The organism is Rhodococcus sp. SBT000017, assembly GCF_003688915.1.
In the GTDB taxonomy this organism is placed as follows: domain Bacteria; phylum Actinomycetota; class Actinomycetes; order Mycobacteriales; family Mycobacteriaceae; genus Rhodococcoides.
In genome coordinates this window covers 1-20,162 of the sequence record NZ_REFU01000005.1, presented here as the reverse complement: position 1 = coordinate 20,162, position 20,162 = coordinate 1, and the positions used below count along the sequence as shown (strand labels likewise).

General features: G+C 62.7%; 20 protein-coding genes. 17 read left to right on the top strand and 3 right to left on the bottom strand.

What is annotated here, in order from left to right; genetic code table 11:
* Window positions 1–33: 33 nt before the first annotated feature.
* From AYK61_RS26670 to AYK61_RS26650, 5 genes are all read left to right on the top strand, one after another.
* Window positions 34–756 (top strand): hypothetical protein, encoded by a 723-nt coding sequence (locus AYK61_RS26670; RefSeq protein ID WP_147458430.1) that lies wholly within the window; start codon window positions 34–36, stop codon window positions 754–756.
* A 143-nt stretch (window positions 757–899) separates the two neighbouring features.
* Window positions 900–3,038 carry an ADP-ribosyltransferase gene (locus AYK61_RS26665; RefSeq protein WP_121873852.1) on the top strand — a complete coding sequence of 713 codons (2,139 nt, stop codon included), beginning with the start codon at window positions 900–902 and terminating at the stop codon, window positions 3,036–3,038.
* Between the two features lie 48 nt (window positions 3,039–3,086).
* Complete coding sequence (locus tag AYK61_RS26660; protein ID WP_032367220.1) at window positions 3,087–3,281, top strand: hypothetical protein; 195 nt, start codon at window positions 3,087–3,089, stop codon at window positions 3,279–3,281.
* A 64-nt stretch (window positions 3,282–3,345) separates the two neighbouring features.
* Window positions 3,346–4,437 carry an ADP-ribosylglycohydrolase family protein gene (locus AYK61_RS26655; protein WP_121873851.1) on the top strand — a complete coding sequence of 364 codons (1,092 nt, stop codon included), beginning with the start codon at window positions 3,346–3,348 and terminating at the stop codon, window positions 4,435–4,437.
* A gap of 105 nt (window positions 4,438–4,542) precedes the next feature.
* Window positions 4,543–5,784 (top strand): hypothetical protein, encoded by a 1,242-nt coding sequence (locus AYK61_RS26650; RefSeq protein WP_147458429.1) that lies wholly within the window; start codon window positions 4,543–4,545, stop codon window positions 5,782–5,784.
* Between the two features lie 42 nt (window positions 5,785–5,826).
* Here AYK61_RS26650 and AYK61_RS26645 read toward each other — a convergent pair whose 3' ends face one another.
* Complete coding sequence (locus tag AYK61_RS26645; RefSeq protein WP_121873850.1) at window positions 5,827–7,002, bottom strand: hypothetical protein; 1,176 nt, start codon at window positions 7,000–7,002, stop codon at window positions 5,827–5,829.
* A gap of 135 nt (window positions 7,003–7,137) precedes the next feature.
* Here AYK61_RS26645 and AYK61_RS26640 point away from each other — a divergent pair, with 135 nt between their 5' ends.
* The 5 genes from AYK61_RS26640 to AYK61_RS26620 all read left to right on the top strand — a co-directional run bounded on the left by AYK61_RS26640 (window position 7,138) and on the right by AYK61_RS26620 (window position 9,986).
* Window positions 7,138–7,764: a hypothetical protein gene (locus AYK61_RS26640; protein WP_147458428.1), complete on the top strand. Its 627-nt coding sequence runs from the start codon at window positions 7,138–7,140 to the stop codon at window positions 7,762–7,764.
* A gap of 149 nt (window positions 7,765–7,913) precedes the next feature.
* A complete protein-coding gene (locus AYK61_RS26635; protein ID WP_121873848.1) occupies window positions 7,914–8,294 on the top strand; it encodes a hypothetical protein in 381 nt (126 codons plus the stop codon).
* A gap of 89 nt (window positions 8,295–8,383) precedes the next feature.
* The gene (locus AYK61_RS26630; RefSeq protein WP_121873847.1) at window positions 8,384–9,388 is read left to right on the top strand and encodes a DUF3560 domain-containing protein; all 1,005 of its coding nucleotides are present in this window, start codon (window positions 8,384–8,386) and stop codon (window positions 9,386–9,388) included.
* Between the two features lie 48 nt (window positions 9,389–9,436).
* Window positions 9,437–9,715: a hypothetical protein gene (locus AYK61_RS26625; protein ID WP_121873846.1), complete on the top strand. Its 279-nt coding sequence runs from the start codon at window positions 9,437–9,439 to the stop codon at window positions 9,713–9,715.
* 82 nt (window positions 9,716–9,797) lie between these two features.
* Window positions 9,798–9,986, top strand: a complete 189-nt coding sequence (locus tag AYK61_RS26620) for a hypothetical protein (RefSeq protein ID WP_121873845.1) — start codon at window positions 9,798–9,800, stop codon at window positions 9,984–9,986.
* Window positions 9,987–10,132: 146 nt separating this feature from the next.
* Here AYK61_RS26620 and AYK61_RS26615 read toward each other — a convergent pair whose 3' ends face one another.
* On the bottom strand, window positions 10,133–10,504 hold the full coding sequence (locus tag AYK61_RS26615) for an Lsr2 family protein (RefSeq protein ID WP_121873844.1): 372 nt from the start codon (window positions 10,502–10,504) through the stop codon (window positions 10,133–10,135).
* A gap of 283 nt (window positions 10,505–10,787) precedes the next feature.
* On the opposite strand from AYK61_RS26615, the gene AYK61_RS26610 reads away from it, so the two are divergent.
* The 7 genes from AYK61_RS26610 (at window position 10,788) to AYK61_RS26580 (ending at window position 17,026) form a co-directional block, all read left to right on the top strand.
* Window positions 10,788–11,597, top strand: coding sequence for a TIGR02391 family protein (locus AYK61_RS26610; protein WP_121873843.1), 810 nt, complete (start codon window positions 10,788–10,790; stop codon window positions 11,595–11,597).
* 124 nt (window positions 11,598–11,721) lie between these two features.
* On the top strand, window positions 11,722–12,717 hold the full coding sequence (locus AYK61_RS26605) for a hypothetical protein (protein ID WP_183130576.1): 996 nt from the start codon (window positions 11,722–11,724) through the stop codon (window positions 12,715–12,717).
* Between the two features lie 50 nt (window positions 12,718–12,767).
* A complete protein-coding gene (locus tag AYK61_RS26600) occupies window positions 12,768–14,162 on the top strand; it encodes an IS1380 family transposase (protein WP_121869780.1) in 1,395 nt (464 codons plus the stop codon).
* Between the two features lie 296 nt (window positions 14,163–14,458).
* The gene (locus AYK61_RS26595; RefSeq protein ID WP_121873842.1) at window positions 14,459–15,076 is read left to right on the top strand and encodes a hypothetical protein; all 618 of its coding nucleotides are present in this window, start codon (window positions 14,459–14,461) and stop codon (window positions 15,074–15,076) included.
* 287 nt (window positions 15,077–15,363) lie between these two features.
* Window positions 15,364–16,062, top strand: a complete 699-nt coding sequence (locus AYK61_RS26590) for a hypothetical protein (protein ID WP_147458427.1) — start codon at window positions 15,364–15,366, stop codon at window positions 16,060–16,062.
* Window positions 16,063–16,127: 65 nt separating this feature from the next.
* Complete coding sequence (locus AYK61_RS26585) at window positions 16,128–16,466, top strand: PadR family transcriptional regulator (protein ID WP_121873840.1); 339 nt, start codon at window positions 16,128–16,130, stop codon at window positions 16,464–16,466.
* Window positions 16,463–17,026 carry a hypothetical protein gene (locus AYK61_RS26580; protein ID WP_121873839.1) on the top strand — a complete coding sequence of 188 codons (564 nt, stop codon included), beginning with the start codon at window positions 16,463–16,465 and terminating at the stop codon, window positions 17,024–17,026. The genes AYK61_RS26585 and AYK61_RS26580 overlap by 4 nt, the downstream gene beginning before the upstream one ends.
* Before the next feature lie 306 nt (window positions 17,027–17,332).
* Here AYK61_RS26580 and AYK61_RS26575 read toward each other — a convergent pair whose 3' ends face one another.
* On the bottom strand, window positions 17,333–20,113 hold the full coding sequence (locus AYK61_RS26575; RefSeq protein WP_121873838.1) for an NACHT domain-containing NTPase: 2,781 nt from the start codon (window positions 20,111–20,113) through the stop codon (window positions 17,333–17,335).
* Window positions 20,114–20,162 lie beyond the last annotated feature (49 nt).

Sequence of the window (20,162 nt, the reverse complement as noted above, 5' to 3'; positions counted from 1 at the left end):
CATCAGTCGGGCTGCGAGATATCCGGTCAAGAGATGCTGGTTCGTAATGGCGTGGTGCATCCTGCAGCAACGCAACTGACAGCAGGGGCGTCGTTCCCAGCCGAACTCGTCCGGAACGAGCAGCGTGAGGTCGTCGATCCCGATGCCCCCGCCGAACAAGTGCGCCAGTCGTCCCGCGGTTCCGACGCCCCTGCGCGTGAGCGCACGAGTGGTTTGAGGCCGAGCCCAGTGTCGACACTCCTACCGATCTGCAGTCATTTCGTCAGCTACCGGCAGGTCGGGTTCGCAGGACGACGTCTCGAACTGCCTGGACGTGGAGCCGGCGAGCATGCCTACAAGGGCCCTTACGACAGGGCTTTCTCCCGCCTCGGCACCAGCGGGTACACCGTCGAAGCGCCGAACCTCATCGTCTACGCCAACCTGATGTTCAGCGTGCCACCAGAGGACACTGGCCAGTACATCGCCCTACCTTTGTTCGCCGGTCCCATCGATTCGAGCGGAAACCGGCCGAGGCAACCGCACCGATTGCGGATCGAATGGTCCGCATGGTCGAAAAGGCGACAGGAGGCGATGCGCGATCGGATCGAGCAACACCGCACCGACGCGAAGCGGTTTCATACAAGAAAAGCGGAAAACATCGTCGTCTTCGCTTACGCACAACGAACGCTCGTCGATACCACGGACTTCGTCGTCGACGACACCTCCGATTTCTGCATCATCGCTGCTCAGCGCGGTTGGGATCGACGCCGCCGATAACCACTCCACGATCGCCCTTGTCCGGACGCCATCGCCTCAGTCAGCAACCCTCCGCTGCAGAACCTCGCAACCGGCCTGTCCGCCGGGATCCAGCTGGTACCACCCCACGGGGGGACATGTCGTTTCTGCAGTACAGTGACCCTATGTGCCGGGCAAAATCCAACGGTGGGCGGCGCTGCCCGAAATGTGGCAGCTACTCCGCTGCTGCGAATGCGAACGCCAACAGGCGGCTGGGCCGCGAAGCGCGCAAGAAAGTCGTCGCGCACCTCAAGGAGCAGGGCCTCGTCGAGACTGCCGCGGCTGTTCAGGCGGCACCACCGAGCATGTTGCCCGAGATGATGGCGGGGCTCGGGATCGACAAGAGCGTGCTCGGCGGTACCCCGATGCCGAGCGTGCATGCCAACCCTCCGTCGGCGAAACTGCTTATCGCTCAGGCTAAGAAGGAACAGCAGAAACTGCTCGGCCCACAACTCTCGGACGCTCAGATCGCGCTCGACGAGGCGCAGAAGCGCGATGCGGCAGCCGAACTCGCAGTGGACGACGCACGCAAAGCGGTCAACCGGGAACGCGCTCGACTGCGCAAGGCGGCCAAGGAGCTCGACGCCGGCACCGGCAGCGCTGCTGATGTCGCCGAGCGCGAGAAAGCTTTCGAAGATGCCAAGACCGCGCACGCCGCGGCGAAGGTCGAGCGCGAGCACGCGGCCGACGATCTTGTGGCGGCGCGGTTCGGGACACGGGTGGACCTGGACCAGGCTGGTTCCGATCGCATGTGTGCCGAGCTGACCGACGCGGACGTCGAAGCCATCGCCCGATCCCACAACCGGCGTTTCGCGGGTGAGGCCACCGACGCTCTCCAAGGCACCGGGTCGTTGTCGCTGGTGGGCCGCGATCGTGACACCTCGGTCTACTCGGCAGCGAAAATTCCCGTCGACACTGGTGACGGCATCACCGAGGTGGAAGGTCGACTTCTCGACGGGGGTACCGGAATCTACAGGCGTGGCCCGTCGGACTTTCTCATCGTCCAGCGCAAGGGCGACGCGTACTACGCGGTGGCATCCGCCAGCAGCAAGCAGCAGGCGCTGGCCAAGGCCAACCGCATCCCGGTGATGACCGCCGTCGAGGCCTTGCCCGACGGCGCGACCGACATGCAGCGCCAGGCACACGCGGTCAAGAGCGATCTCGCGCTCGAGGTTGCCCGCAAAGCCGCCGACGGCAGCGCCAGCACCACAGCGCAGCACCAGCAGATCATCGACAAAGGCATGGACGGCGCGCACACCAAACTGGTCGAGGCCGTGGGAGCGGGCCCTGTCCGCGCCGACATCTACGACGGCGTCAAGTGCCACAAGAAGGCCTTGCGCGAGAAGGCCGCGGTCGCCGCTGGGCGCGCGGCGCACGAGAAGGTCATCGCCGAAGGTGGCTCGACGCAGCAGGCCGACGCCGCCTACGCGGCCGCGCATCGGCGCGCTCTCGGCACGCCCACCCGCGGCGGTGGTGTCATCCCGCACTTCGAGCACAAGATCCCACCCGAGAGCCTCGGGGCCGACAAGCATTCGGCGCTGACACGGTCCGGTATCCGAGCGTTCGGTGTCGAGACCGCGGGCGACTACGAGGTGATCGCCCAACGGGCCGGAGACCTGAAGAAGTGGGGGTTCACGAACTCGTCGGGCACGCTGCAGGTGTCCTCGATCGAGTCGCTGACCGCATCGAACTCGGAGTTCGTCAAGAAGCACCTCGGCAGCAAAGAGCGCGCCGCGCTCACCACGTACACCGGTGGCAGCTACCGGCAGATCAACGCCGCCATCACCGGGCGCGACGCCACACCGCCTCCATCGATCAAATCGACGGTCTCACAACTGGAATCGGCATTCGACAAGTTCAACGAGCACAACCCCAACCAGCAGCCGATGACCGTCATGCGCGGGACGAAAGTGCCGTCGGGGTGGAAGGGCACCGCGGGCGAGTACATCGACCAGGCATTCAGTGTGGGATCGAAGGTGCAGATCGGCAAGGTCACCAGCTGCAGCACCCGCGAGACCGTCGCGCACGGGTTCGCCGGACACCCGCCGTACATGATGGTCATTCGCACCCGCAACGGAATCCCGGTCAAATCGATCTCGCAGTTCTCCGGTGAGGACGAGGTCGTCGTCCCGCCGGGTACCGACCTGCGGTGCGTGAAGATCGACCACAACGGGCTCGGCGGCAAACCGACGGTCTATCTCGTGGCCGAGGATCTCGTCGCCGAAAGCAAGACCGCACCGACACCCATCGGCAACGCAGCCTAGATCCCGCCACCGACACGTACGAACCGATCCCGATACGAAAGGCCCACCATGCAAGCCAATCTCACCACCGAGCAGCTCGACCTCATCCGCCAAGAACTGGCCGCGGGAAAGAGCCCCGACGTCGTGGCCGGCTACTTCGCGCGGGTGGCCGACCTGGAGGCGGACGAAGAGGTCATCGTCCGAGACGCCGCCTTGGCCATCTCGCGGGGCGAAGAGGTGACCTCGAGTATCACCGACGACTAGAACAATACAAGGTGAGCGTGTAAGGTTGGCGTCGACTTATCCGCTCCGCCCACGGGAGGCACCCATGACCGACGCAACGACTGCGACTCGATACGCCAACGCGCTCGTCGGTGTCGCTGCAGGGGACGCCTGGGGCTACCAAGTCGAGTTCACCCAGTACGCGAACATGCCCAGCTATCCCGTCGCGCCGCCACCCAAGCTTTGGCGCATCTCCGACGACACGCAGATGACGTTCGCGGTGCACGACGCACTCGTCGACGTCGACGATATCGACGACATCGACGCCGTCACCGCAGCGCTCACGGCTCGATTCCAGGAATGGAAAGCGAGCCCACAAAACTACCGCGCCCCCGGCCGCACGTGCATGGGATCGCTGACGAACCTCGCCGCCGGTGCTCGCTGGTACGAGAAGGACGGCGCAATTACCTCTGCCGGGTGCGGCGCGGTCATGCGCCTGGTCCCCACCGCCTTCGCCGACGATGCCCACTGGCTCGGCCTGACCGCACTGCAGGCGCTGATCACCCACAATCACCCCCGTGCCGTGACCTCGGCGCTACTGCTCGCCGACGCCGTCCGCAACGCCCCCGCCCGGGCGGGAAATCTGCTCATCTTCGCGATGGCCGAAGCCGCGGCCCTCTACGACGGCACCAGTGCCTGGCTCGAAGATTCGTACCTGCGCCGAGTCCTTGCACCGCTCACCGACGACGTCGCCGGGTACCTCGTCGCCGGGCTCGACGACCGCGTCACCGACGCCCTGACAGCCGCGCTGACGGCCCAACGCGAAATCCGCGGCCTCGACCCCGTCGAGTACGGAGATCCGTGCTTCGGGATCGGACAGGGCTGGGAATCGGCCACCGCAGTCGCACTCGCATTACTGGTCGCAGACCAGGCGACCGGCCCGAACGCACCCCTCACCCCGGCCGACGGCCTCGGCTGGGCAGCAACGAGCAACGGCGACTCCGACTCGATCGCCTCGATGGCCGGAGCGCTCATCGGTGCCGCCAGCTCCGAGCCCTTCTTCTGGACGTCGACTGCGGGACTCGACCTGAAGTTCGAGCGCCGCTACGCCAAAGCTCTCACGCTCGCTGCGCGATCTCAGGTATCGGCAGGCGGAGCGGCGCGGACAGCGAAGAAGGTAGCTGCTGGCCCGGTGTAACCGGCGATGGCCGCGATGTGCAGATGCTCGTTCTCGGCCCGACCGAGCAAGAGCGCGCCTCGTAGTTTCACCTCGTGCTCTTCGGCCAGAGGGGAGGATGTGACCGTGTCTGACGCAGTGGAGTACCAGCTTGCTCTCTCCCTGGCTTTGCCCGAGTACGTCTACCTGGAGACGGTCACACGGCTACGGGTCGACGCGGAGTTCCTGATGGCTCACGGCTTCGGGCCGGATACGTACGACGGTCGCTGGATGCAGCTGCCGCTCGATGTTCAAATTGGTTGGGCTCGTGCCGAGAGTCCTGTCCACCGTGCCGTCGATCTGGCCTTCGCTGCTTCCGAGGCGCTCGACAAGTTTGTTCGCTACGACCGAGACAAACCGATCGCCGATGGCCGTCCTGAAATTCCTCAAGTCACCACAGTCGCTGTGTGCGTCTTTCCCGTTCTCGACCCCGATGCAGCCAGGAACCAGGAAGATGGGTTGCTCGACGTGATGACCCTCGCCCGCTGCATTGTCTTCGACGTCGTCAGATCAGTGCGACTGATCACCGGAATTCCGTTGCAGGACTTGGCATACACGGAACTTTCGCCGATCGTACCCACTCTCGTGGGGGCTCGAAAGCCGGACGGTTCTGCGACCTGGGGAGACTCGGCAGTAGTGCTGTTGCAGCACCACGCGAAAACGCTCATTTCGGGAGAGAAACTCCCAGCGGAGGCCGTTGAACTGACTCGGCACGCGTTCTATCAATTCGCGATCACCAGACCGGCAGTTGTCGTGCGTGATCACATCGGTCGAGCCGATGCCCGTGCCGAACTGGGCGACTATGCAGGAGCGATCGTCTCTTTTGCTACCGCGTGTGAAGTGATGTTGGACAATTTGCTGACAGCGCTGCTGTGGGAATCCGGGCAGTCTCCTGCCGAGGCCGCCGCGAACTGGAACAACTCTGCAGCCACACGCGCGAAGACCAGATTCGCTCCTCTATTGGGCGGTAACTGGAACTTCAACAGATCCGTGCCGCTGAAGGCATGGATGATCGACGTCGCCAAGCCTCGTCATCGCATCGTTCACGCTGGCGACAACGCGGACGTTGCTGCGGTGCAGAGCGCACGAACCGCGACGGATGGACTGTTCGCCTTCGTCGCGGAGACGCTTGTCAAACGTGGCCCGGAATACCCGAAAACTGTTTCGCTGTTGCTGGGACACGAATCGATCAGGAGATATGGCGGAGCGAACGTGACGATGCTCCTCACCGCGCACGAAGAACACAACGACATGTGGGAGCGGGAGTTTCGGGACTGGCGAAAGATGTGGGTAGACCACGTTTGGGGTGACGTGGGAGAACTCGAGTAGCCCGGAGCTGGCCGGGTTCCCATGTGGTGTCGGGTCGTTGGCTCAGTCTGGCCTCTCGCTCTGCTGTGGTGATCGATCGGGGGTCTCGTCCATCCACTTGTCGATCACGGCCATGAACACGGCGCGACGTTGCTTCTTGGCCGGTGCGATTCCCACTACATGCTGCTCGACCCGGTCCACCCATGCGCTCGGAAAATCCCACCGCAGCTTCTCCATGCTCGGGGTGGAGGCTGGGGCGCGAGTGGGGGGCTCGCGCAACTCCGTTTCGGGAAACAGCTCCAGAAGCGAGAGCATCTGTACCGTGGTCGGTGAGATCAATTCCCCGCGTGTGGCCCAGTCGATGATCGTGTTGTCCGCGCTCTGCACGCAGATTCCCTTTTTGTGGACGAAGTCGTTTCGGGTGAACCGCAGTTCTCCGAAGAACTTCGAACTGATGTCCTCTTTGGTCCATGGCTTGCCTGTCGGGTCCGAGCCGTGGGCGCGGGCCAGGCGGGGCCGGTACACGTCTTCCCAAGAGGTATAGACGCTGTTGAACCACTGGGCGTAGGACATTCTGAACAGCGCAGGTGGGGAGCCACCGGTAAACAGTGTGTGCATACTGGCGGACATATTGAGGGGGGTCATCACCGATGCAGGTGCCATGAGCAGGCGTTCCAGGACGGACATTTTGACGGTCGAGATGCTGGATTCCGATGTGAACTGGACTTTCGCCACGTCCAAATAGTCTCCCGGGTTCTTCCCCTCAGCTTTGTTCCGCTGCCAAGTCGCGAGCCTGTTGACCAGGGCATGGTTCGCCGTCATCGTTGACAGCAGCGAGATTCGGTATTCGTGTTTGAAGTCCGCGATTACCTCATCGACTGTCCAGATCTGCACTTTGTCGTCGCTGAGCTCCGCGCGTGCATCGGTGGCCGACCGAGTGATCGCAGTGAGGGCGCTGAGCAGTCCGGACTGCGCCATGCCCCCTACGTCCAATGCGCAGAACCAGTTGATTTTCTCGAAGAATGGGGAGAGTGCCTCGTCGAGGGGAGACCCGGGCGTCGGTGCGTCAGTAGTGGTGGCATCGGCAACGTCTTCTATGGCACCTTGCAGGGCGGCAACCGTTGTGTCGGGGGGGAAGTGATCGCCTTCTGCCGCAATGAGATCCAGAAGAGGTTGCATTATTCCGATGACTTCGTTGGCGCGCTCGGTCCATCGGGTGTTCTGATCGGAAAGTGACATTGTCGAATTCTAGTGACGGTAGGCGTTGCGTCTTGCGTGAACCGTCAACGTTGTTTCGGAACAGCACTTCTCGATATTGACAATACAAGGTGAGCGTGTAAAGTGGGCGTCATCACCAACCGAGAGGGGAACCCCATGAACAACTTCGACGCCGCAGGCTCCACCGCAACCGACACCGCTCCCGCAGATCTTTCTGCCGACTACCCCGCGGACGGCTGCCTGGTCGCCATCGCCGAGGGTGGCACCGTCCGGCGCGGCTGGATCGTCGTCGAGCGCGACGACCTCGAGGCTGCAAGCGAGACCGTGTGGGTTGCGTTGACTCCCTTCGAGCCTGGCCCTCTGTGGACCGGACGCGTTGCGTGCGAGGCCATTACGGTCGAGCAGGACACGGCCCCCGAGTGGTGGTGCGAGCAGGTGGCGAACCTGATGCAGGCGCTCGTTCGTGCCGATCACGCAAGCGCCGCGCTCGTCGAGGACGCACACCGCTGGGCAGACGAGAACAGTCTGTGCGGGGTGTTCGACAGCTTCATGCGCGAGCACGCACTGCCTCCTCGCCGCCGTGAGTATCACGCACCGACGACGGTGACGCTGACTCTGGACCTGTCGGTCCCGGTCGTCGCCCGCTACGGCGAGGACGCGCAGGCCCTGCTCAATCAGAACCTGGTCGAGCAGGCCGTACGTCAGCGCTTCGGTGGTCTGCGCCGCTACGGCCTCACGATCGGCGACTACACCGCAGGCGAACTGCAGGAGTCGATTTCGTAGCTCACTCTGGCCTTCCTCGGCCCCGGCCGACACGTTCATCCGTGTCGACCGGGGCCGTCGTCGTTTGTGGTCGAGTGCGACGGCTCCGCGCTTGCAACAATACACGGTGAGCGTGTAAGGTTAAAGCACAACGAACGAAGGGGGACAACATGTCCGACACATTCACAGCAATCACCGTCACCGACGCAGCCGAGATCGTGACCGCGCCGCGGCAGGGGGTCGAGACCAGCGGCATGGAATTGGCCCGCGCACACGGAACCCACTACATCGAAGACTCGGTGGGCGTCTATCTCATGCGTGACCCGGCAGGCTCGAACCGCTGGGTGCTCGACCCCACGACCATCTCCGGCGAGGCACTGGATTCGACGTACGCCAACGGCCCGGAACACGGCAACTGCGAGTGCGGTCGGCCGAACGAGTGCGAGCGGATCGCCTCGCACATGGGCCGTAGAGCAGCCCTGCCGAACGGTGAGGAGCTGCTGGTGATGCTCGCGACCGCACTCGGCTATGAGCTGCACCCGATCTCCTGACAGGCCGAGCGGGGGTGGTGCCACATCGCACCACCCCCGCTCGCCGCCACCGCCCCCGCTCGACAGATCGCCACGAAAGGACGTCCCCCATGTCCGCACTGACCATCACCCACACTCACGCCGACGGCACACTCATCGACGGCACCGCCCGCGGCGACGGCACCGCACAGATCCTCAAAGCTCAGGGCTGGCGCTGGTCCCGCACCCTCGGAACCTGGTACATCCGGCACTCACGCGACCGCAGAGCCGACACCGCACAGATCGACCGGACCGCAGCCGCCCTGCGCGCCGACGGATCCGACGTCGACATCACGATCGACGACACCTACCGCACCACAGCCGAGGTCGAAGCAGACAAGATCGACCGACAGGCCGCACGCGTCGACGCACTCGCCGCGAAAGCCAACCGCAAAGCAGTCGATGCCGAGACAGCCTGGGCCGCAGACAAAGCCGCGCACGCCGCCCTTCCCCCGGGCGGAGAACCGATCAAGATCGGACACCACAGCGAAAGTCGACACCGCCGCGCCCTCGACAAGTCCTGGAACGCCCTCGGAAAAGCCGTCATGACCGAACGCGAATCCGCCGCCGCACGCGGCCGAGCCGACGCCGCCACCCACACCACCTCAGCGCGCTACCAGCCGCAGACCGTCGCCCGCCGCATCGACAAGCTCACCGCCGAACTCCGCAGCCTCGAACGCACACTCGACGGCCACACCCGAACCCTGTTCACTAACAGCCAGACCGGTCAGAAGATGCTCGAGGAGCACGCACCCGCCCAGGGAGCGCACCGCGACCGGGTGCTCGACGAGATCGAGCACACCGAGGACGAGCTGACCTACTGGCAGGCCGTGAGGGCCGAGCAGATCGCGTCCGGGAAAGTCCAGACCTACAGCCGCGACACCGTCGCCGTGGGCGACCTCATCCGCTACGCCGGGCACTGGCACCCCGTCCGCCGCGTCAACACCAAATCCGTCACCATCGGCTCGATCGTCGGCGGAAGCGGCACCGACCGCGTCGTCTACACCGAGATCCGCGGCCACCGCACCGCAGCCGAGCGCGACGACGCTTCCGCGACGAGCAACGACGTCGCCTGACCGCCCCACAAGCCCACAGGCAGCCGAACAGGCCGCAAGGGAGCATCTATGACCGACAGCATGGCCAACCGGCACGGAGACGAACTCAGGATCGGACAGAACTGGCGCGACCATCCGGCGCGGACCACCCGACGCACACTGCGCATCGACCGCTTCGACAACGTCGGAACCGCCTACGCCGCAGCAGTCTGCACCGTCATCTCAGCGCACGACCAGGACACCGGCGAGATCACCGAACCCGGCCGCGAGGTGAGCATCAAGATCGACAGCCTGCACACCACCGCAACCGGCAAGGGCTACCTGCGAGCGGACACCGACAGCGCGTGACGAACCCGGCGGCTGGATCGAACCTGACGGACCCGACCGGCACCATTACACCTCGATTGCGGATCGACACGAGGGGCGAGAAATGAAAACCACGTCGAAGCACGCACGACACCAGGCATACAACATGCTGTCCTGGATCTGCCTCGTGCTGGTGATCGCGATGTCGGCATACGCAGGAGCGGCCGGGGCGGTACCGATGTGGCTCGCGGTCACCAACGTCATCGTGTTCGGGGCCATCGCCGTACACGCGATCCGCACAACCCGCCGGTGAACGCGCCGGGCCGCAGTCTGAGCGGCGAATAGAGGCGCACCTGTAGCGGTGCGATCCGCAACGAAAAAGCCCCCATCCACGTGGACGGGGGCTTTTCGGCTGTCTCCGGCACGCGTCAGGGTGCCGAATACTGGGGATGAGCTGGGTCAGTGTGCGGCGTCGTAGGCCTCGACGATGCTCTCGGGGATCCGGCCGCGATCGCTGATCTCGTAGTCGTTGTCAGCCGCCCACTGCCGGATCGCACGCGTCTGCGCGGGATCACGCTTCGTGGCGGTGAAAGATCTCTGCGTAGTGGACGCCGCGACAGTGGGGGAGGGCTTGCGTTTGCGGCCACCTACACGGGTGGCGTGCTCGATGTAGTAATCGAGCTTGCGGTGAAACTCGTTGGCGTTCTTAGACTTTAAATCGATTACGTACTCGACACCGCTGATCGCGAATTCGATCGTCTCACCCGACTCGTCGTCGATGACCGAGCCATCGATATCGTCGACCAATTGAGTTGTTACCTGCCTGGCCACAGTGGAGGTCCTTTCATTGAAGAAATAAGCTTGTCGGGGGTGTGCAAGCGTCGTTGCGTATTCTTCCTGCCTATGCGGAGAGCGGATCGGCCGGCACCAGGGGTGGTCGCAAATTCGTCCTTTCCCTTGCCGGTGCCGGGACGAGGTCACTCATCTGGACAGGCTACTGCCCGGTCGCTTACCAGTGGGAGATTCTGGGAGGGTTACGGAGGCCTGCTCCTTAGGGCGGGGTGAACCAACGTGCTCCATGTCAGGTGCGGCAAGAGAGATAACAGGAGTACCAATGGCGGACGTCTTCCCACTTCAGGTCACCCGCGCGGTGTGCAACGTGTTAGCTCAAACCGAGTACCCAGGGCTAAGTGGTTCGGAGCTTCGAGAGCTGCTTCATGCAGCCAAACTCAACGATCTAGCCGCTGGCCCGAACAAACGCACACAACTTCTCACGACTCTCCACAACGCGCAAGTAGAGCGTAAAAGTGGCAGCACACTCATTGCGTACTTGAATGCGGCAATGGACCCGCTTCGATACGCCGATAATCCTGCGCGCTTTTACGCATTGCAGGCGGAGCTCAATGCTGTCTTGGTCTTGGCTGGCTTCCGGGTCAACGACGCCGGCCAGATGGCAACAGCGAGGCTAAAAGCGAAGAATCTCACTGAGGCTGCTGAGCTTGCTGGTGTGCTGGCAGTGGAGCTACGTCGCCGGGGGTGTCACCCCACCGTGATGAGATATTGCTCGGAGGAGTTGCTGCGCAAGTCGTTGTTCCACGCGATCGGAGAAGCGTCGAAGAGTATTCCGGACCGACTTCGGAGACACACCGGTCTGGGCCTAGACGGTGAAGACCTATTCACAGCCGTGTTTGGTTCGAAGAATGCCACGCCAAAGATATTGATCAATGCATACCGTTCCGACTCTGAGCAGGCCGAGCATCGGGGGTTCAAGAACTTGTTGACCGGTATCCATGGTCATTACCGGAATCCCCGCGCGCACAACACGCGACTTGGCTCAAGTGAGTCTGAGACAGATTTCTATGATGCATTCGCACTTTTTTCGTATGTACATCGCCGGTTGGACTCCGCGGCAGTCGCAGTATGACAATGATCCGCGGGCGCGACGATCAGATAATTGCTCCTGACGGAGTGATCGACGGGCGTTCCTTTGGTCAAGTACGTCCCGAGTACGTCGCGTCAGGCGTGCGAGGTAAGAGAGAATGAATGGCGTGGAACGGGCAGTCGATTTCTTCCGTGACCGCCACATGCTTTGCGGGCACTGTGGCCGTCGATGGGTTGCCGACCTCGAATGGATCGATCGGTGGAGCGACAGCCAGGAGAGCTGCCCAGGATGTGGGGTGACCTGTGAGGCTGAAGCTGGGCCCCGAGTAACTGTCGATCCGGACGATTTTGCCCTGCAAGACGACGAGATCACCCAATTCGCTTGGTACCACACCAGCACGCATCCGGATTGGCCTGACTTCGATCCGGCGGCATCACTCAACGACGACAGCCGGGCGGACATGAAAAGTGATGCTCTGCTCGATAACTGGGTCGACGTGAAGCGAGCAAAAGCGCTGCATGTCGGCACGTACGAGGCGGCGGTAGAGAACATGCTTCGGCGTATCTACGACCATCAGGACGAGCCCGGCACACAGTTCTATCTCTACCGGTTGCATCTCGTTCCCACGGTCGCAGTTCGGGCAGGTTGGATTCCAGACCCTGGGAATTGGATGGGTGACGTGATGCTGGACGAGGTGTGTCCGCCAGGTGTGGACGTTGCCCGCTACCGCAACGATCGCGAAGATGCCGGCGGGATCTCTCTCGCTCTCGGTCGAACAGCGATCCTGTCGGTGCAGCGCATCGAAATACCGTTGCTGCTCGACGAAGACTCCGGTTGGGTCGCGGCTGCCGTTCGGGAGCTCAAGGAGGCCGGGGCAGAACCGCCGACGTCAGGCGTGATCAGGCGCGATGTGACGTCTCCCCGGTACGAGAAGGCTCGGGAGTTGGTCGCCCCGCTCGCCGAGCGGCTACCTACGAGCCTGGGGCGTCAGTTTGTTGCCGCAACCGCGTTCTACGCTCGCTCGATTGAAGACTGGGCGGCATATGTAATCGGGCTGATAAACATCATTCTCGCACCAGAACAGGCTTTAGCCTGGCGCTTTCATGGTGATCTGTCTTCGTCCCGTGTCAAAACTGAAGAAGGGTGCTCCGACCTGCGATAATTCGACTTGTCTAAGGTTGAATATTCACGTGATCGAGGAGCACCCTTCAGGTGAGCAAGTCTACGTCGTCGTACCCGACCTTGTCCGTCGATGCCACCGGAACCGGAATCGTGTCGCACGCCGGCGCGGTGACACTGCTCCGAACAGCTGAGGTCACAGGCCTGAGCTCCGAACTGTCCGCGGCATTGATGCCGTGGCGGAAACCGTTGGCGCAGTTCGATCCCGGCAAGATCATCACCGACCTCGCAGTGTCGTTAGCGCTCGGTGGCGACTGCCTCGCCGACATCGCGACCCTGCGCGAGCACACCGGCGTGTTCGGGGAAGTGCCGTCCGATGCGACCGTCTCCAGACTGATCGCCACGTTGGCCGCCGATGCACCCGCAGTGCTGACCGCGATCGACACCGCCCGCGCGACAGCACGCGCATCGGCATGGAAACATGCCGGCAAGCATGCACCCGATCACGACATCACCGCGGACAATCCGATCGTCATCGACCTCGATGCGACCCTCGTCACCGCACACTCCGACAAAGAGCTCGCAGCACCGACATACAAGCGAGGGTACGGCTTTCACCCACTACTCGCCTTCGTCGACCACGGACAGTCCGGCACCGGCGAGCCCGTCGCCGCGCTGCTGCGCGCCGGCAACGCCGGCTCGAACACCGCCGCCGACCACATCGACGTCACCCGCGCCGCGCTCGCGCAACTAACGTTCACCAACGGCAGCCGGCCCGGCAAGAAAGTGCTGGTCCGCACCGATGGAGCCGGAGCCAGCCACGCGTACCTGTCCTGGCTGCACAAGCAACGGGTTTCCTACTCGATCGGGTTCGGACTCACCGACGCCATGGTCACGGCGCTGAGCGAGGTCCCCGATGACGCCTGGTCGGTCGCAGTCGACGCCGAAGAACAGGTCCGCGACGGGGCATGGGTCATCGACGCCACCGGCGTCCTCGACCTGTCGACCTGGCCACCGGGGATGCGTGTGGTGATCAGGAAGGAACGCCCGCACCCCGGTGCGCAACTGCGCTTCACCGACACCGACGGACTGCGGCTCACTGCATTCGCCACGAACACCGTACGAGGCAAAGTTCAAGACCTCGAACTACGGCACCGCCGCCGTGCCCGCTGCGAGGACCGGATCCGTATCGCGAAAGATACTGGGCTGAGCAATCTTCCGCTGCACGGGTTCGACCAGAACCGAATCTGGCTTGCCATCGTCGCTCTCGCCCTCGAACTCACCGCGTGGACTCAGATGCTCGGTTTCACCGACCACGACGCCCGCAGGTGGGAACCGAAACGGCTACGTCTGCGAATCTTCTCGATCGCCGGCCGCATCGCCAACCACGCCCGTCGCACCCACCTGCGACTATCCAAAGATGCGACTTGGTCCGACCTGATCATCACCGCACTGACCCGGTTGGCGGCGCTACCCGCGCCCGCCTGACCCCAACCCACCGACCGATCGACCCGAAAGACCCGTCTCGGACAGTGGAACCGAGCGCCCAGCCGAACGATATCGGCAGAGTCACCACGCCCGAAGTCACCATCGAGCTCGAAAACCGCAATCTCGAACCGCTCAGGCCGACACATCGGCCTCATGCAAGATCGAGGTTAGCAGCACTCGACAGGGCGTTGGTTCGATACCTATGAGTCGACGGTCGCCGGTCTGGGCTGGTTGCAGTTGGACACCTCGGGGCGTCCTATCGTGAGGGCACACGCGCGAACCAGGAGTGAGTACTGATGGACAACATTCTGCTTTGGGTTACCGCGGTCGGTGCCGTAGCCACCGCCATCGCGACAATCGGGCTGGTGGTGGTCGCGCACAAGACGCTAGGAGGAGCGAAGGACCAGTTGACGCTGCTGCGCGAGCAAGCCGAGCAGGAACGGCGACCGTACGTCGTGGCTGACATCGTTCCTGGGCTGCACGGCCCCGGCAGCACCGATCTGGTGCTCCAAAACCTAGGGCGGTCCACCGCACGTGGGGTCCTTGTCGACATCGGGCAGTTGTCTAAACGCAACGACACAGACCACATCAGCGACCCCTTGAGGCGCTACCTCAGGAACCCACGAACATTGGTTCCCGGTGCCCGACACAGGGTGATGTGGCACGACGTCGGCAACCCTGAGACCGGACGAGCTGCCTCCGGCGTGTCCGACACCGTCCCGGCGCGTATCACCTACACCGACGACAACGGCACCGAGTACTCGGAAACGAACGAGCTGGGGATCGAGGACATGACGTCGGTAAGCCCAGTTCCGACCACGGGACCACGCGTATTGGGGAGCAACAGTGAACTCGCGGATATTGACCATGCGCTGCGGGCAATCGCGGGCCACGTCGGAGAACTACGACGATGACCACGCTCACTGATCCGGATTGAAAGAGCTGCCCTCGTTCTTGGAGAGGGGTCCCCTATCGCGCTGTGTGCGTTTCTGACGAGTCGGGTCAATGGTGGCGTCTGGACTGTCTGATCCGAAAGTAGCGTGCCCGTGGCTGGTGTCGGCCGTGACCGGAAGTGAAGCGGCTACGTTGGCGGGGTCGATCCACTTGCCTGCTCGCGGTAGGGCACGCGGGACGGTTCCACGTCTATCCGTGATTGTCCTGAACCAGCTCTCGCCGAGTAGACAGCACCTACCATTCGCAGGTGGAGGAATTAGATCCGGCTTGGCGTGGATGGAGCGATGCGCAGGAGACTGCGGCGTTCGACGAGTGGTGTTTGGCGCGATCCGATATCGCTGCGTTCCATCACTTGACAGCGCGGTGGTCGACGAAGGCTATCGACAAGATGTTGGCTGCGATCAACCAGAGTCCCGGCACCGGAGACGAGCCCGATCCGATTGATATTCTTTTCAGCCAACTGCACAACGTGATGCCGCACGACTACGACTGGATGCTGCGGTCGGCGACCGTGAAGGACTCGGTGACGGCGTTCGAGGTGTATCTCGAATCGGCGGCAGCGGAAGTGCTACACCAACACGACCTCGAGTGGGCCGTTCGCGCTGACAGATCGGTGAATTGGGGTGACCTCAAGTCGTTCTATACCCGCCTCGGCGTCGACGTCGATACCGAAGAGGTGCGACGGGTTCGCGACCTGCGTCACACTTTGGTGCATCGACGTGGAGCGCTGAGAACAGAAGACGATCGAAAGCAGTTCCATACGCGCGACGGACTCATCGTGGACCTGGACCTCGACTACGTAAAGCAGTCGACCAGCGTATTGACGGAGGTTGTCCAGGCAGCGGAGCAGGCGGTGGTGCCCTACGTCTTTACATCACGACGTGAGCCGAGCCTCTCGCACGCGAACAAAGTGCGTCCGCGTGTGAGAGGACGCACGGGTCAGTAGACCCTGCAGTTGATCCGACTAAGTGACCTATATCGGATAAGACCTATATCGGTTAAGCTGTGGTCATGGGAAAGCGTCGGACCAGGGCTCGTGTCGATATCGCGGTGGAGTTACTGCGTGATCGGCGTGGTGTGCATTGGGGGTACGAGTTGTCGCGTAAGGCCGGTGTGGGTGCGGGCAGCATGTATCCGTTTCTGGGGGAGTTGTCCGAGTCGGGCTACCTGACGGACGGTTGGGAGGATCCGGCGGAGTGTGTCGATCGGCCTCCGCGCCGGTACTACCGGCTCACGGACGACGGGATTCGATATCTGTTGGACTTCGTCGGCGGCGCGAACGCGCCCGTGAAGCGCAGCACGAAGGCCGCCACCCGTGTGGCTGGCGTGCTGCGGGCGGTGACGCCATGAGTATCGGGGAGCTGTTCGGGTGGGGAACGATCCTGGTTGCGCTGCTGGTGGCGTTCGTGCTCGGTGCCGCGCCGGTGTTCGCGGTTCGGCTTATCGGGGCGATCTACCCGAAGAATCATCCGCGTCGACCCGAGTTGATCGCTGAGTCGGCCCATGTGAACAAGGGGTTGCGTCATATCGGGGAGCAGTGGCGATGGCTGGGAGAGATGTTTGGTTTGGCTGTCGTAGAGGGAGTTCCCTTGCGGTGGGCAAGCTCTCGCAGGAGACTGCGGGGTTCCTACTCCGTCTCGATCGACTCTTACGTCCACGAGGATGTAGGGGTCGGCCTGTCATCGGACGTATTGACAGACGAATTCTATTTCAATAAACGGCAGCGGCTCTCCTACAGGTTCAAGGCAGAACCACCTGACGGCTTTTTGCACGTAAGAGGTAATAGAGCGGTGTTTGTGTTCGTCACGAGCGAAACGGGCCTGAGAGCGGTGCGGCAGAGACTGCGGCAGAGACTTCATCCAGTTCGATTCACGGCGGAGGTGACGACGGATCGGGCTACCGATTCTTGATGTTCTTCAGTCTGGGTTGGCTTCTTCTCTCCTAAGTCGCCCCCTCGATGACCCCGCCGATCCTTGGGTTCGGTGGGGTTTCTTGTTGTCGCGCCGTGCTTGGGCTGGGGTATGGCATGTCCCGGTCGTCGGTATCGGGGTGTGCGTGATGTGGCTGTGGGTGCATTGAGCTGGGGATATGGCACATCCCCTGTCTTTGTGTGCTCTGGTGGTGGGTCCGCCGGCATGCTCGGTTGAGGTGGGGTGCCGGTGTCTGGGTCCTCGGGCCGAGGGCCCTGTCGGCTGTGTTCTTTCGACGTTTGGTTCCTAGATGTGGGTTGGGTCGTGGATGTCGGGGTTTTGGTCGACCATGTCGTGTTCCAATGCGACGGCGAGTGTCTGGCGGAGCGTTGCCCGTCGACGCTGATTTTCGCCACAGTTGTCGACAATGATCTCTCGAACCTGCTGGACAGCAGCGTTATCGGCGTCGTTGTCGCCGAGCCTGAGCCGAGCTGCAAAATCGATCACGTTTGCGTCGGAGTTATCCGGGAGGGTGAACTGGATGATGCGGTCGATGGCTGATCGAAGCGTTGAGTCGGGCGTTGAGTCCGAGCCGGATTCGCCGGAGGGTTCAGTGTTCGGCCGGCTCATGTAGGCGTCGAGCTTGTTGCTTGCGGTCGCTCCCACAGTCCCGGAGTCGGCCTCGACGAGGCCGTTGAGGAAGGTGCGGACCGCCCCGGGGCTGTTGTCGGCAATGGACGCGTCGACTTCTTGCCAAACCGTCTTTCTGATTGCTTCGGATTGCTCCATGAGCGGAGCCAGGGTTTCGGCGAGGCCTGTGATGTGGCTGCCCCGCGGGCCCCTGATCAACTCAAGTGCTATGTGCACCAACCGCTTCTGGTACTTCGGAGTGTTCGCGGCGAACCCATCCTTGAGTGCGTCGACGGCCAGGGTAGACCCCGGCATCACGAAACGATTGACCTTGTTGTGGTGGTTCGCGTCGGTGAGCAGTTGAAGAAGAGAATCGCGTTTGCCGGTGAGGTCGGAGAAGACGTAGCCGGCTGCGAGGAGCCAGGTGTGTCGCCAGTGTGCCGAGGGGATGAGTCGGGCGAGAGTATCGAGGTCGTCCCCGCGGACCATAAGGGCCGTGGCGGCGAAGAATTCAGCGAGACTCCGTACCTCGAATGCCACCCCGTCTCCGCGAGGGACGAGGAGGACCAGGCGCTGCCGGGTGAGTTTGACGATCTGCTCTATCAGTTGTTCGGGGTTGGGTTGTTCCTCGGCCTCGAGGATGCGGCGGGCGATGCTCTCGAGGTCGGATATTGGCAAGATGGAGTCAGAATCCCCGGCGTATTCTGCACGAGCGTGGATGGCGAGTCCGCATTGTTGGTGGAGCTGGTCCAGTTGAGTTCGGTAGCGGCGAATGACGTCACCGATTCCGGGTGGTTTGGTGCTCTCCCGCGCATGGATGACGGCGTAGTAGTTTTTGAAGAGCGCATATCTGCTGTCGGGTATTTCGGTCGCTTGTTCGAGCAGCAGACTCAGGATTGTCACCTGCAGCGGGGAGGTCATCAGGCGTGCGGTGTCGGGACTACGTGACGCCTTGCTCAGGCGTACCAGTACTTCGTCGCGGCGATCGGGGTTCTCAGCGAATCGTGTTTGTAGGAGGCGGGAGGCGTAGCCGAGGGCTTGCTGCGTGGTCAGGGGGGTGAGCCGGAGCTCTTGATAGTTGATGCGCTCGTCGTTATCGAAGCCGATGGGGCGAGAGGTACACACGGTCAGGACATCCGCCTGGTGGGCTGCCATTTCGTCCAGAAAGTCCGAAATTCGTTGCGTAACCTCGTCGCGGTTGGTGGCAGAAGCGACTTCGTCCATTCCGTCGAGCATGAGAAGCAGCGGCCACGTTTCGAGCAGTCGCAGGGCGTCGGGAACGGTGATGGGGTCCGACGCTCGGTCGTTGATCGTTTCGACGATGTGTTGCAGAAGAGTGGGTTTGACCGGCTTGCTTACCTGGTCCGCGAATTCACTCAGTACCACCCTTACCGGTAGCCGGTGCAGCGACGGAGTGGGGAGGCCGGCGTCCGCGAATGCGGCCGAGATCCGGCTCGCCTTGTCGGCGACGGCGCGCGTTACGCGGGCTGATGCAGCGTCCTTTACTAGTGCGACGCGATAGATCTGGCATAGCAGACGTGACAGTGTGGACTTTCCCGAACCCGGTCCGCCGAGTATCACTACTCGATCTCGGGCCGCGGGATCGAGCACGGGGGAGAGAACTTGGTCTGCCCGTGTGACGAGGGAGCGAAGGGCCGTGTCCGTGCTCGACGCCCGTCCGATTCGCACGTCATGACGTCTGTGTATCTGTTCTGTGGCTGAGTCGAAGAAGGTCGATGGCAAGTCGACGGCTACGTGGGCCAGGTCGAGGTGGGTGTTGGTGAGGTCACCCGATTCGCCGAGCTCTACCTTGGTGTCGGAGGAGAGTGCTCTCGCGATGTGGCTGATCCACGCTGAAGCAACCTTCCGGTCGGTCTGGCTGACATGGTCGAACAGCCGCGACAAGACGTCGCCCGGCAGTATTAGATCGGCGTAGCGACGAGAGATTTCCTGATTGTCTTCCAGTAGCCGGTCCAGCTTGTCGGCATGCCACAGGTCGTAGTCCTTGAACTTGGGCATCCCGATCTTCTTGTTGGTGCGCGGGTCGACCCGATCTCGGTAGTCGGCGAACAATCGCCTCAGCCGGTCCTGCCCGCCATTTTCCTCGACAGAGGACACCGAGACATTGGTGGCGATGATGAAATACTCGGGTTGGTTCTTGTAGCGTTTTTTGCTGCGGTCTACCCACAGATCGAGTTCGGCGGTGACCTGTTCAAAAAACCATTTTTGATCCGCCGGGGAGCCGTTCAGCTGCGATTTGTACTTCGCTTGAATGACCCCGTACCCGTCCCACTCTCCCTTGCCGGCCATATCGATCGAGCCACGGAAAGTAGCTTCACGCCCACCGTCCGGACCGTCCCCGAAGATCTCGACACCCGTGCCGAGGTGCCGCAGGGCCAAGGCCTGGACGAGGTGCTCGAAGCGGGCGTTGCCGAGTCTGGTGAGGTCGTATGTCACGCCTCGAAGATTAGACGCCGAGCCGTGCTCTAAGAGGCCTCCGCGCCGC